Below are 13,387 nucleotides of genomic sequence, written 5' to 3' on the forward strand. Positions count from 1 at the left end.
ATGAGCAAAGAACTAAAAATATATACAGTTTCGGTTTATACTGAAAATAATATAGGATTGTTGAATCGTATTTCGGCAATTTTTCAACGTAGACATATTAATATCGAAAGTATTAACTCTTCGGTTTCTGAAATTGCAGGAGTGTCTAAATTCACCATCGTTGTTAAAGTTACTGAAGAGCAGATAAAGAAAATTATAGGTCAGATCGAAAAACAAGTTGAAGTTATTAAAGCATATTATCATTCTGATGAAGAAACGATTTATCAAGAGTCTTGCTTATTCAAAATAAAGTCTGATTTGTTATTCGAAGAGCGACAAATCCAAAATATTATTAAAGAAAGTAATGCACGAATCGTCACTGTAAATAAGGAGTTTTTCGTTTTAGAAAAATCAGGAAGACGACAAGAAATAGAATTATTATATAGAGAATTAAGTGTTTTTGGAATTATGCAATTTACCCGTTCAGGGCGTATTGCGGTTACCAAAGACGAAATGAAAATATCAACAATGCTAGAAGCATTTCAACATTAAAGAAAAAGAAAATGTCAAATTATTTCAACACATTGTCATTAAGAGAACAATTAGAGCAATTAGGAAAATGCCGTTTTATGGAATCTTCAGAATTTAAAGATGGCGTAAAGGCTTTAACAGGAAAGAAAATTGTAATTATTGGTTGCGGCGCACAAGGGCTTAATCAAGGTTTAAACATGAGAGATTCTGGCTTAGATATTTCTTATGCTTTACGTCAAGCAGCTATAGATGAACAACGACCATCTTATGAAAATGCTATTACTCATGGATTTAGAGTTGGTACATATAACCAACTTATACCACAAGCAGATGTAGTACTAAACTTAACACCAGATAAGCAACATAGCAATGTTGTAAAAACAGTAATGCCTTTAATGAAAAAAGGAGCAACTTTAAGTTACTCTCATGGTTTTAACATTGTTGAAGAAGGCACAAAAATCCGTGAGGATATAACGGTTATCATGGTAGCGCCAAAATGTCCAGGTACAGAAGTTAGAGAAGAATATAAACGAGGTTTTGGTGTGCCAACACTCATTGCAGTACATCCGGAAAATGATCCAGAAAATAAAGGCTGGGCTCAAGCAAAAGCATATGCTGTTGCTACAGGTGGACATAGAGCAGGAGTTTTAGAATCGTCTTTTATTGCTGAAGTTAAGAGTGATTTAATGGGTGAACAAACCATTTTATGTGGTTTGCTACAAACAGGCGCAATTTTGTCTTTTGATAAAATGGTTGAAGAAGGCATTGAGCCTACCTATGCTGCCAAACTTATTCAGTTTGGATGGGAAACCATTACAGAAGCTCTAAAACATGGTGGTATTACCAACATGATGGATCGCTTATCTAATCCGGCTAAAATTAAAGCCTATAAACTTTCAGAAGACTTAAAAGAAATTATGCGTCCATTATTCCAGAAGCATATGGATGATATTATATCAGGGCATTTCTCTAAGACCATGATGGAAGATTGGGCTAATGACGATAAAAACTTATTACAATGGAGAGCCGCAACTGGTGAAACTGCATTTGAAAAAACAGCATTAACTACCGACCATATCTCAGAGCAAGATTACTTTGATAAAGGCACATTGTTAGTGGCGTTTGTAAAGTCTGGTGTAGAATTAGCTTTTGAAACTATGGTTAGCGCTGGAATAATAGAAGATTCTGCATATTATGAATCACTACACGAGCTACCACTTATTGCCAATACCATTGCAAGAAAGAAGTTATTTGAAATGAACAGAGTTATTTCTGATACAGCTGAGTACGGATGCTATCTGTTTGATCATGCTTGCAAACCACTTCTTAAAGATTTTATGAAAACAGTAGACACATCTGTAATTGGCAATCCATTTACAACTTCTAATGGTGTAGATAATGTGGAGTTGATTGCAATTAATGACGCCATAAGAAATCACCCAATTGAAGCTGTTGGGCAACGTTTACGGGCTGCAATGACTGCCATGAAAGTGATTAAAACTACTATAGTACAAGATTCTATCTTGGCTTAATATGGTGTTAGAAGTTGCAATATTAAATGTAAAAGAAAATTTAGAGAGGCAATTTGAAGCCGATTTTTTAATTGCAGGAAACTATATAAGTAAAATTAAAGGTTACAAAGGACATACCTTAAAAAAATGTATTGAAGAAGAGCGAAAATATATTTTGTTGGTTGATTGGGAAACTCTAGAAAATCATAATATCGACTTTAGAACGTCTGATGAATACCAAAAATGGAAAACATTATTACATCATTATTATGAGCCATTTCCAATAGTTGAACATTACGAGACTATAATTAATTACAAAATATAAACCTTTTCTCTTTAGAGGATTATTTATGGAAAATATGACAACCACATATAAGCCAACATTAAAAGCTGTTGAACAAGCATCCCAAAAACTTAAAGGTGTAGCTTCTATTTCACCTTTGATGAAGAATGCACGTTACTCAAAAGAGTTTAATGCTAATATCTTTTTTAAGCGAGAAGATTTGCAAGAGGTACGCTCATACAAAATCCGAGGAGCATATAACAAGATTTCTTCATTATCACCTTCGCAAATTGAAAACGAAATTGTTTGTGCGAGCGCAGGGAATCATGCGCAAGGTGTAGCGTTATCCTGTAAACTTTTAAAAATAAAAGGTACAATTTTTATGCCTTCACCAACGCCAAATCAGAAGATAGAACAGGTTAAAATGTTTGGTGAAGATTATATTGATGTAATATTAACTGGTGATACGTTCGATGATGCATACGAAGCTGCAATGGAACAATGTGAGCGATTAAACAAAACCTTTATTCATCCATTTAATGACGAAAAAGTTATTGAAGGCCAAGCTACGGTTGGTTTAGAAATAATAGACCAAATAAAAAGTCATCCTATTCACTATGTTTTTGTGCCGATAGGTGGCGGCGGATTAAGTGCCGGGTTGTCAAGTGTTTTTAAATCACTTTCTCCAGAAACTAAGATAATTGGCGTAGAACCTAAAGGTGCTCCATCAATGTCTACATCAATAAAAAATGATAGAAATACAACATTAAATAAAATTGAAAATTTTGTCGATGGAGCAGCTGTAAAGCGTGTTGGTGATTTAAATTTTGATATCTGTAAAGAGACTTTAGATGATGTGCTTACAGTTGATGAAGGTAAAATATGCCAAACCATTTTAGATCTTTATAACAAAGACGCTATTGTTGTTGAACCTGCAGGCGCATTGAGTTTATCGGCACTAGAACAGTATAACGATAAAATAAAAGATAAGAATGTAGTTTGTGTAGTTAGTGGAAGTAATAATGATATTACCCGAACCGCAGAAATAAAAGAACGCGCCTTATTGTATGCTAATCTTAAGCACTATTTTATTATAAAATTCCCGCAACGCGCTGGTGCATTGCGAGAGTTTGTAACTACAATTTTAGGTCCTGAAGATGATATTACTCATTTTGAATACACCAAAAAAGTAAACCGCGAAAATGATGTGGCTGTTGTTGGACTACAAATAAAATCTCCAAACGACTTAGAGCCTTTAATTACTAAAATGAAGCTGCATAATTTCTTTGGAGATTATCTTAACGACAAACCAGACTTATTTCAATTTCTAGTATAGCTTAACGTAGACTTAACCTAATTAATAAAGCTAAAATTGTATCTTAACGTTAAATAAAAAAGATATTATGATTTCAACTTTTGTAGACATTCCTGAGGAATTTCAAATTAAAGAAACACTAAATCAAAATACATATTTAGTAGATGGAGAGTTGATTCCTTGGAAAGGGAAAACATCAGAAGTTTTTTCTACAATTTCATCTACCGAAAAATACCAACCAACACTATTAGGCACTATTCCCACTTTGGGAGAGGAAGAAGCCTTGGATGCACTTAATGCAGCGGTAAATGCGTATAATAAAGGTCAAGGTTTATGGCCAACAATGAAAGTAGCGGACAGAATTGCTTGCATGGAAAAATTTGTCTCACAGATGAAAACCAAGCGTGATGAGGTTGTGAAGTTGTTGATGTGGGAAATTGGTAAAAACCTTCCGGATTCTGAAAAGGAATTTGATAGAACAGTAGATTATATATACGATACTATCGAAGATTACAAACAGATGGATCGCAATAGCGCTAAGTTTCAAAAAGAAACTGGCGTACATGCTCATATACGAAGAGGTCCATTAGGTGTTGTGCTATGTTTAGGGCCATATAATTACCCTTTAAATGAAACATTTGCATTACTTATACCAGCTTTAATTATGGGTAATACAGCCATTTTTAAACCTGCAAAATTTGGCGTTTTGCTGCTTTCACCACTATTAGAAGCATTTCAGAATAGTTTCCCAAAAGGTGTAGTTAATATTATTTATGGTAGAGGAAGAACAGTTGCAACACCTATCATGAAAGATGGCCGTGTTGATGTTTTGGCTTTAATAGGAAATAGTAAATCTGCAAATGCGCTTCAAGATGTGCATCCGAAGAGTAACCGGCTAAGAATGGTTTTAGGGTTGGAAGCAAAAAACCCTGCAATTGTGCTTAAAGATGCCGATTTAGATTTAGCAATAAGTGAGTGCATTGCTGGCACAACCTCTTTTAATGGGCAACGTTGTACAGCATTAAAAGTGTTGTATGTGCACGAGGACATTATAGAGGAATTCAATACACGTTTTTCTGAAAAATTAGATGCTTTAAAGTATGGAAATCCATGGGAAGATGGTGTAAAACTAACACCGTTACCAGAGCCAGATAAACCAGCTTACATTCAAGAACTCATTGATGACGCCACAGAAAAAGGCGCAAAAATCATTAATAAAAAAGGTGGAGAAACAACTGATAATTATATTTTTCCGGCTTTAATGTACCCAGTAACCAAAGATATGCGTGTGTACGAAGAAGAACAATTTGGACCTATAATTCCTGTAATTCCTTTTTCTGATATAGATGTGCCTTTGGATGATATGGCCGAATCTAATTATGGTCAACAAGTAAGTTTGTTTGGAAAGGACATAAATACACTCGCACCATTAATCGATACTTTAGTGAATCTAGTATGCCGAGTTAATTTAAACAGTTCTTGCCAACGTGGACCAGATGTGTATCCATTTACAGGAAGAAAAGACTCAGCAGTGGCAACATTGAGTGTGCATGATGCATTGCGTTCGTTTTCAATTAGGACATTTTTAGCGTCAAAAGATAATGCGTATAACAATGAAATTTTAGAAAAGTTGCTTGATTCTAGAGCATCAAACTTTGTAAGTACCGATTATATTCTTTAGGATAAAGCTCATAAAAGGTGAAGAAATTTCATTTTTTAAGAGTTTTTTTCTGAATATGATAATTTTAAGACAAAACAAGGGTTTTATTATTGCTGTTAAAAATTTAATTGCTACGTTTACACTAATGTTTACAAAAGAAAATAAAATAAATAGGGTATTCCCCGAGTTAACAACTCGCTTCCGACGTCGCTAATTCAACATAGACGCAAAACCTTATATCTTAATTTTATTTTTTTAATCATGTACCTTATTCATTTCATATTTAATTTTCAAACAACAGTTAATTCAATAATTAGCTTAGGTCAGGTACGCCGCAGAATTCCGCGTCGCCCGTAAGGGTATGTTTCTATTTTCGGAACTATAGGTGAGTCCAGTTCCTTTTCCAAAAAAGTAATCACAATTAAAAAACAACTGTCACAGTATAAAGAAGTTTTAAATACTGACAGAAAATCATAAAACAAATTAAGATAATGCAAATCGTAATTGCAGATAAATCACATAGCGTATATGCGCAACAAGTTTGCGATACTATTGCCGATGCAGCGAAAGTTAGAGGTACTGGTATTGCCAAACGAGAAGCTAGATACATTATTGAAAAGATGGAAAAAGGCAATGCTGTAATTGCACTTGATGGAGACATCTTTGCTGGTTTTTGCTATATAGAATCTTGGGGCCATGGAAAGTTTGTTGCCAATTCAGGCCTTATTGTGCATCCAGATTTTAGAGGGCAAGGCTTAGCAAAAAAAATTAAGAAAGCCATCTTTGAGCAATCAAGAGCGAAATATCCAGACGCTAAGGTTTTTAGTATTACTACAGGTTTGGCAGTAATGAAAATGAATAGCGATTTGGGCTATAAGCCTGTGACATTTTCAGAATTAACAGATGATGAATCCTTCTGGAATGGCTGTCAGACGTGTAAGAATTATGATGTACTTCAACGTACCAATCAAAGTATGTGTTTGTGCACAGGAATGCTCTATGATCCAAATACTTCAGAAGAACAGTCAAAGCAAAAGCATAAGTTCGATAAGAAAGTATGGACAAGATTAAAAAACATCAAACAAATACGATTTTCAAAAAAAGATAAGTAATGAAGAAATTAGTAATCGCTTATAGTGGTGGATTAGATACATCATATTGTGCTGTTAGTCTCTCAAAAGCTGGATACGATGTACATGCTGTAAGCGTAAATACTGGAGGATTTTCAGCAGAAGAGATTAAGACTATTGAAGCAAATGCATACAAAATGGGTGTGTCGACCTATAAGAATATCGATGCTGTAAAAACCTTTTACAATAAGGTAGTCAAGTATCTGGTATTTGGTAATGTACTCAAAAATAATACCTATCCATTATCTGTAAGTGCAGAGCGTATTGTACAAGCTATTGAAATTATACAATACGCTAAAAGTATTAACGCAGATTATATTGCTCACGGTAGTACTGGTGCAGGAAATGACCAGGTGCGTTTTGATATGATTTTTCAAACTTTAGCACCAGAGATTGAGATTATTACGCCAATACGAGATAATAAACTATCTAGACAAGAAGAAATCGAATATTTAAAGAGTAATGGTATCGATATGTCTTGGGAAAAGGCAAAATACTCCGTTAATAAAGGGCTTTGGGGAACAAGTGTAGGCGGTGACGAGACCTTAACATCTCATTCGGCTTTACCTAGTGACGCGTATCCATCTCAACTCAGTAAAACTGAAGAAACCAAGGTGACATTGACCTTTTTAAAAGGGGAATTAGTGGCTTTAAATGGTGAAAACAACAGCCCAGAAGTAAATATTGAAAAACTTAACAATTTAGCTTCAGCTTATGCCATAGGCAGAGACATCCACGTTGGCGATACCATTGTAGGTATTAAAGGACGTGTTGGTTTTGAAGCGGCAGCTGCTCTAGTTATTATAAAAGCGCACCATTTATTAGAAAAGCATACACTTACTAAATGGCAGTTACAGCACAAGGATTACATGTCTAATTTTTATGGTATGCATTTGCATGAAGGGCAATACCTAGACCCAGTGATGCGAAATATGGAAGCTTTTTTACAAAGTAGTCAAGAGACTGTTTCTGGAGATGTAATCGTGAGCTTAAAACCATATCATTTTACTTTAAATGGTGTCGTTTCAGAACACGATTTAATGAATGCCAAGTTCGGAAGTTACGGTGAGATGAATAAAGGTTGGAGCGCTGATGAAGCCAAAGGATTCATTAAGATTTTAGGAAATCAGAATAAAATATATCAACAAGTCAATGGCTAAAATGGAACACATAGGAATTATTGGAGGCGCAGGTTATACAGCAGGCGAACTCATAAGATTATTGGCGCACCACCCAAAAGTTACTATTGATTTTGTGTATAGTACCTCTAATGCTGGTAATAAAATAAGCGCCATTCATCAAGATTTGGTTGGGACCTTAGACATGACTTTTACAGATAAGATTAATACAGAAGTTGATGTGTTGTTTTTATGCCTGGGCCATGGTAATTCCAAAGCATTTTTGGAGAAACACAACTTTTCTGAAAGCACAAAAATAATAGACTTAAGTAATGATTTTAGGCTTAAAAAAGGTGAAACATTTCAAGGTAAAACCTTTGTTTATGGTTTGCCTGAATTGCAAAAAGACAAAATTAAAACTGCTGACTATATTGCAAATCCAGGCTGTTTTGCAACTGCTTTACAATTAGGGTTATTGCCATTAGCTGCAAATGGCCTACTAAAAAGTGATGTGCATATTAATGCAGTTACTGGTGCAACAGGAGCAGGCACATCTTTATCTAGGACCACTCATTTTACATGGCGAGACAATAACTTTTCGTATTATAAAGCATTTACGCATCAACACTTGGGAGAGATTCATCAAACGGTTAATCAATTGCAACAAGACTTTAATTCTGAAATCAATTTTATGCCTAATCGAGGGAATTTTTCAAGAGGTATTTTTGCAACCTTATATACAAAGTTTGAGGGTTCTATAGAAGAGGCGAAAGCTATTTTTAATAATTACTATAATGAAGCTGCATTTACTTTTATTTCTGAAGAACCTTTGCATTTAAAGCAAGTAGTTAATACAAATAAATGTATAATTCATTTACATAAACACGATAATAAATTATTAATAACAAGTATAATAGATAACCTCTTAAAAGGTGCTTCAGGGCAAGCCATTCAAAATATGAACCTCATGCTAGGTTTTGACCAAACTGAAGGTTTGCAATTAAAAGGAAGCTACTTTTAGGTTATCTCAATACTAATTCAACAATATTAAAAAATGAAAATAGCCATAATAGGTACAGGAAATTTAGGGTGTTCAATTGCAAAAGGATTGATAACAAGTAATGCGATTACTACACTGTATTTAACTAAACGAAATCTTAATAGTATTAAAGAGTTTGAAGGATTTAAAGGTGTTACACTGACTTCAGATAATTTAGAAGCTGTAAAGCAATCCGATATTATAATTTTTGCGGTACAACCTTCACACCTCGAAAAAATCTTAAATGAGATTGAACCGTTATTAAACGAAAATCACGTACTGATTTCTACAATTACAGGATTTTCTATCGCCAAAATGGAAGGCATTGTAGGAGCAGATAAATACATTATTAGAGCAATGCCAAATACAGCAATTGCAGTAGGTAAATCTATGACTTGTATTTGTAGTAATAGGAATGGGAAAGAAAGATTAAAATTGGCTGAAGCTATTTTTAACAGATTAGGTACTTCTATTGTAATTCAGGAAGATTTAATGCAGGCTGCAACAGTAGTATGTGCAAGTGGTATTGCCTTTTGGATGCGGTTAATTAGAGCTACAACCCAGGCTGCTATTCAGTTAGGTTTCGAAGCCAAAGAAGCACAAGAATTAGCGATGCACACCTGTCAAGGAGCAGCAAACTTGTTAATTACTAACGGACGTCATCCTGAAGAAGAAATAGATAAAGTGACCACACCAAAAGGATGCACTATAGAAGGTCTAAATGAAATGGAGCATAAAGGATTAAGCTCGTCTTTAATTCAAGGTATGGTTGCATCTTTTAATAAGATAAATAGCATTAAAACAAATCAGTTATGACTCTCTTTAATGTATATCCGTTATTCGATGTTACACCAGAAAAAGCCGAAGATGTATTTGTTTATGACCAAAACAATATCAAATATCTCGACTTGTATGGTGGGCATGCGGTAATTTCTATTGGTCATTCGCATCCAGAATATGTGAAGAATATTAGTGAGCAAGTAAGTAAAATGGGGTTTTATAGCAACTCTATTCAAAACCCTTTACAAACTGAATTAGCAAACAAAATAGGTGAGTTGTCAGGTTGTCCTAATTATGAGTTATTCTTATGTAATTCAGGCGCAGAAGCTAATGAGAATGCATTAAAGCTCGCATCATTTCATACTAATAAATCTAAGGTTATTGCTTTTAAAAATGGATTTCATGGTAGGACTTCAGCTGCCGTTGCCGCAACAGATAATCCAAAACTAATAGCGCCAATTAATGCACAACAAGATGTTGAATTAATAGAATTAGGTAATACTGTAGCAGTTGAAAAAGCATTACAAAAAGGAGATGTATGTGCAGTTATTATAGAGTGCATACAAGGGGTTGGTGGATTAGACGAATGCACAACAGAATTTTATAAAGCATTAGACAACCTCACAAAGAAATATAATACTGTACTTATTGCAGATGAGGTGCAATCTGGCTTTGGAAGAACAGGAGATTTCTTTGCTTTCCAGAAGCATAATATTACACCCGATATAATTTCAATGGCAAAAGGTATGGGTAATGGCTTCCCTGTTGGTGGTATTTTAATTCATCCTAATATTAAAGCGTCTTTCGGATTGCTAGGTACTACTTTTGGTGGTAATCACTTGGCATGTGTTGCTTCGACTACAGTTTTGGATGTGATAAAACAAGAAGCCTTAATGCAAAATGCTCATGAGATATCTCATTATTTTATTAAAGAAGCACAGTCAATACCTCAAGTTAAAACTATAAAAGGAAGAGGATTAATGTTGGGGCTTGAATTTGATTTCCCGATTGCTGAATTACGTAAAGCTCTCATTTTTAAACATCACATTTTCACAGGAAGTTCAAAGAATCCAAACCTGTTAAGAATACTTCCACCTTTAACCATTAAAAAGCAACATATAGATTTATGTATTGAAGCTTTAAAATCAGAACTGAAGTAATGAAAAAGTATACGAGCATAAACGACATTGACAACCTTCAGCAAACGCTTCAAGAAGCTATTACGTTGAAGAAAAGCCCTTTTCAATTTGAAACATTAGGTAAGCATAAAACCCTAATTATGCTTTTTTTCAATGCAAGTTTGCGTACGCGCTTAAGCACAGAAAAAGCTGCAAAAAATTTGGGCATGCAAGTCATGGTGTTAAATGTTAGTGATGCTTGGAAGTTAGAGTTTGAAGATGGTACAGTTATGAATCTTGATACAGCCGAGCACATTAAAGATGCTGCTAAAGTCTTATCTCAATATGCAGATGTTATTGCAGTTAGAGCATTTCCAAGTTTAAAGGATAAGCAGAAAGACGAATCAGAATATATTATCAATAGTCTAGTGACTCATGCATCAGTACCAATAATCAGCATGGAAAGCGCCACTGGACATCCATTACAAGGATTGGCAGATGCCTTGACTATTGAGGAATTTAAAACCAAAAAGCGACCCAAAGTGGTGTTGTCATGGGCACCACATCCAAAAGCATTACCACAAGCAGTTCCCAATTCCTTTGCAAAAATAATGCAACACTTAGATGTGGATTTTTGTATAACCCATCCTAAAGGTTATGAGCTAAATCCGGAAATAACAAAAGATGTTCCGATAGTGTATAATCAAGAAGAAGCACTAAAAGATGCAGACTTTGTTTATGTTAAAAACTGGAGTAGTTATATGGATTATGGCAAGGTTTTAAGTCAAGATACAAGCTGGATGATGACTAAGACTAAGTTAGGCAATGCTAAGTTTATGCATTGTCTACCAGTAAGACGAAATGTAGTTGTAGAAGATGCTGTACTGGATAGTGAAAGCTCTATAGTTATAGAACAAGCAAACAATCGCACGTATTCAGCACAGATTGTATTAAAAAGTATATTGAAAAGTTTATAAATATTAAAAATCTTGCTGTCGTATTGAGCACAGTCGAAATAGCGAGACTTAAAAAATCCTCTCAACTGCACTTGAGGTGACAAATAAAAAATGAAAACACTTAAAGTCATAAAAATAGGCGGAAACATCATCAATGATGACGCAGCTTTGCGTCAATTTTTAGAGCAATTTTCAAAACTTGAAGGCCTAAAGGTACTTGTGCATGGTGGTGGTAAATTGGCAACTGAACTTGCTACTAAAATAGGTGTTGAGGTAAAAATGATCAATGGAAGACGTATAACCGATGCTGATACGTTAGATATAATAACTATGGTTTATGCAGGAAAAATCAATAAGACCATTGTTGCTTATTTACAAGCTAACAATTGTAATGCTATTGGGTTTGCAGGAGCAGATGGTAATACAATTATTTCTGATAAACGTCCTGTTAAAGAAGTAGATTTTGGTTTTGTAGGCGATGTTAAAACTGTAAACACAAAAACCCTTGATATCGTATTAAATGGTAATATAATTCCTGTATTTTGTGCCATAACACACGATGGTAATGGTCAATTGCTTAATACTAATGCAGACACTATTGCTTCAGAATTGGCTATCGGTCTTACAAAGAATTATGAAGTTGAGCTTTATTATTGTTTTGAAAAACAAGGTGTTTTAAAAGATGTAAATAACGAAGATTCAGTTATTGAAATTATAAGTACAAATACGTATCAATCGCTAATAGAAGAAGGCGTTATAGCTGATGGTATGCTGCCTAAATTAGATAATTGTATGCATGCTTTAAAGCATCATGTTGCTAAGGTATGTATTGGTAAACCAGAGATGCTATTTCAAAAGAATTTAAAATTCACAACAATTAAAAAATGAACCGTAAAGAATTAACAGAAAAAGCGATAAATCTTCTTAAAAACCTGATTGAAACACCATCGTTTTCATCCGAAGAAGACAACACGGCAAAGCTCATAGAAAACTGGTTTGTGAGTTATAATATTCCTTATAAGCGTACTAAACATAATGTATGGGCTATTAATAAACATTTTAATAAAAACAAACAAACCCTACTTTTAAATTCGCACCACGATACGGTAAAACCTAATAATGGTTACACAAAAGACCCATTTAAAGCTATTGTAGAAGATGGTAAATTGTTTGGTTTAGGCAGCAACGATGCAGGCGGATGTTTGGTATCGTTATTAGCGACCTTTACATATTTTTATAAAAAGAAAAACCTTGATTACAACTTGGTAATCGTTGCATCAGCTGAAGAAGAGAGTAGTGGACCTGATGGATTAAATAGCATGTTGAAGGTTATTCCAAAGGTAGATGTAGCTATTGTTGGAGAACCAACATTAATGAATTTAGCCGTTGCCGAAAAAGGTTTAGTCGTATTCGATGCTAAAGTAAAAGGCACACCAAGTCATGCAGCACATCCCAATAATGACAATGCTATTTATAACACTATTGATGTTCTAAATTGGTTTAAAACCTATCAGTTTGAAAAAAAATCACCCGTATTAGGCGATGTAAAGATGACAGTTACACAAATAAATGCTGGCAAGCAACATAATGCTGTACCTGCTGAAGTAGAGTTGGTAATTGATGTACGTGTTAATGATAAATACACCAATGAGGATATAGCAAAAATTTTAGAACAAAAATCACCTTGTACAAGTATTAAAGCCCGTAGTTTAAGACTCAACTCGTCATCTATTCCTATTAGTCATCCATTAGTAGAAGCTGGTATAGAATTAGGTCGTGAAACTTATGGTTCACCAACCTTATCAGATCAAGCAGTATTGAGCTGCCCGTCTTTAAAATTAGGGCCAGGAGACAGCACGCGTTCGCATACAGCGGATGAATTTATTTATTTAAATGAAATAGAAGAAGGCATCGAAATTTACATAAAATTATTAGAGAAAGTATTATAAGACAGAAAAAGAAGCAAG

The 13,387-nt window shown here is 34.4% G+C and carries 13 protein-coding genes; all 13 read left to right on the forward strand.

Annotated features, from left to right (window positions below; translation table 11 throughout):
* The 13 genes from ilvN (at position 1) to ED556_RS03750 (ending at position 13,369) form a co-directional block, all read left to right on the forward strand.
* Positions 1-531 (forward strand): acetolactate synthase small subunit, encoded by a 531-nt coding sequence (gene ilvN / locus ED556_RS03690; protein WP_296319457.1) that lies wholly within the window; start codon positions 1-3, stop codon positions 529-531.
* Positions 532-542: 11 nt separating this feature from the next.
* A complete protein-coding gene (ilvC, locus tag ED556_RS03695; RefSeq protein WP_296319459.1) occupies positions 543-2,042 on the forward strand; it encodes a ketol-acid reductoisomerase in 1,500 nt (499 codons plus the stop codon).
* A gap of 1 nt (position 2,043) precedes the next feature.
* Complete coding sequence (locus tag ED556_RS03700; protein WP_296319461.1) at positions 2,044-2,346, forward strand: antibiotic biosynthesis monooxygenase; 303 nt, start codon at positions 2,044-2,046, stop codon at positions 2,344-2,346.
* Positions 2,347-2,371: 25 nt separating this feature from the next.
* Positions 2,372-3,640 (forward strand): threonine ammonia-lyase, encoded by a 1,269-nt coding sequence (ilvA, locus tag ED556_RS03705; RefSeq protein WP_296319463.1) that lies wholly within the window; start codon positions 2,372-2,374, stop codon positions 3,638-3,640.
* A 67-nt stretch (positions 3,641-3,707) separates the two neighbouring features.
* On the forward strand, positions 3,708-5,300 hold the full coding sequence (locus ED556_RS03710) for an NADP-dependent glyceraldehyde-3-phosphate dehydrogenase (RefSeq protein ID WP_296319465.1): 1,593 nt from the start codon (positions 3,708-3,710) through the stop codon (positions 5,298-5,300).
* A 470-nt stretch (positions 5,301-5,770) separates the two neighbouring features.
* Positions 5,771-6,391 carry a GNAT family N-acetyltransferase gene (locus ED556_RS03715; RefSeq protein WP_296319466.1) on the forward strand — a complete coding sequence of 207 codons (621 nt, stop codon included), beginning with the start codon at positions 5,771-5,773 and terminating at the stop codon, positions 6,389-6,391.
* A complete protein-coding gene (locus ED556_RS03720; RefSeq protein ID WP_296319468.1) occupies positions 6,391-7,569 on the forward strand; it encodes an argininosuccinate synthase domain-containing protein in 1,179 nt (392 codons plus the stop codon). The genes ED556_RS03715 and ED556_RS03720 overlap by 1 nt, the downstream gene beginning before the upstream one ends.
* Before the next feature lies 1 nt (position 7,570).
* Positions 7,571-8,548 carry an N-acetyl-gamma-glutamyl-phosphate reductase gene (gene argC, locus ED556_RS03725; protein ID WP_296319470.1) on the forward strand — a complete coding sequence of 326 codons (978 nt, stop codon included), beginning with the start codon at positions 7,571-7,573 and terminating at the stop codon, positions 8,546-8,548.
* 33 nt (positions 8,549-8,581) lie between these two features.
* The gene (proC, locus tag ED556_RS03730; protein ID WP_296319472.1) at positions 8,582-9,382 is read left to right on the forward strand and encodes a pyrroline-5-carboxylate reductase; all 801 of its coding nucleotides are present in this window, start codon (positions 8,582-8,584) and stop codon (positions 9,380-9,382) included.
* On the forward strand, positions 9,379-10,506 hold the full coding sequence (locus tag ED556_RS03735; protein ID WP_296319474.1) for an aminotransferase class III-fold pyridoxal phosphate-dependent enzyme: 1,128 nt from the start codon (positions 9,379-9,381) through the stop codon (positions 10,504-10,506). The genes proC and ED556_RS03735 overlap by 4 nt, the downstream gene beginning before the upstream one ends.
* Entirely contained in the window at positions 10,506-11,441 is a 936-nt protein-coding gene (locus tag ED556_RS03740) for an acetylornithine carbamoyltransferase (protein WP_296319476.1), read from the forward strand. Before ED556_RS03735 ends, ED556_RS03740 begins: the two co-directional genes overlap by 1 nt.
* 90 nt (positions 11,442-11,531) lie before the next feature.
* A complete protein-coding gene (gene argB / locus ED556_RS03745) occupies positions 11,532-12,308 on the forward strand; it encodes an acetylglutamate kinase (protein WP_296319478.1) in 777 nt (258 codons plus the stop codon).
* Positions 12,305-13,369 carry a M20 family metallo-hydrolase gene (locus ED556_RS03750; protein ID WP_296319480.1) on the forward strand — a complete coding sequence of 355 codons (1,065 nt, stop codon included), beginning with the start codon at positions 12,305-12,307 and terminating at the stop codon, positions 13,367-13,369. Before argB ends, ED556_RS03750 begins: the two co-directional genes overlap by 4 nt.
* The last annotated feature ends 18 nt before the right edge of the window (positions 13,370-13,387 follow it).

It is taken from the genome of Winogradskyella sp., from assembly GCF_003712105.1.
GTDB lineage: Bacteria > Bacteroidota > Bacteroidia > Flavobacteriales > Flavobacteriaceae > Winogradskyella.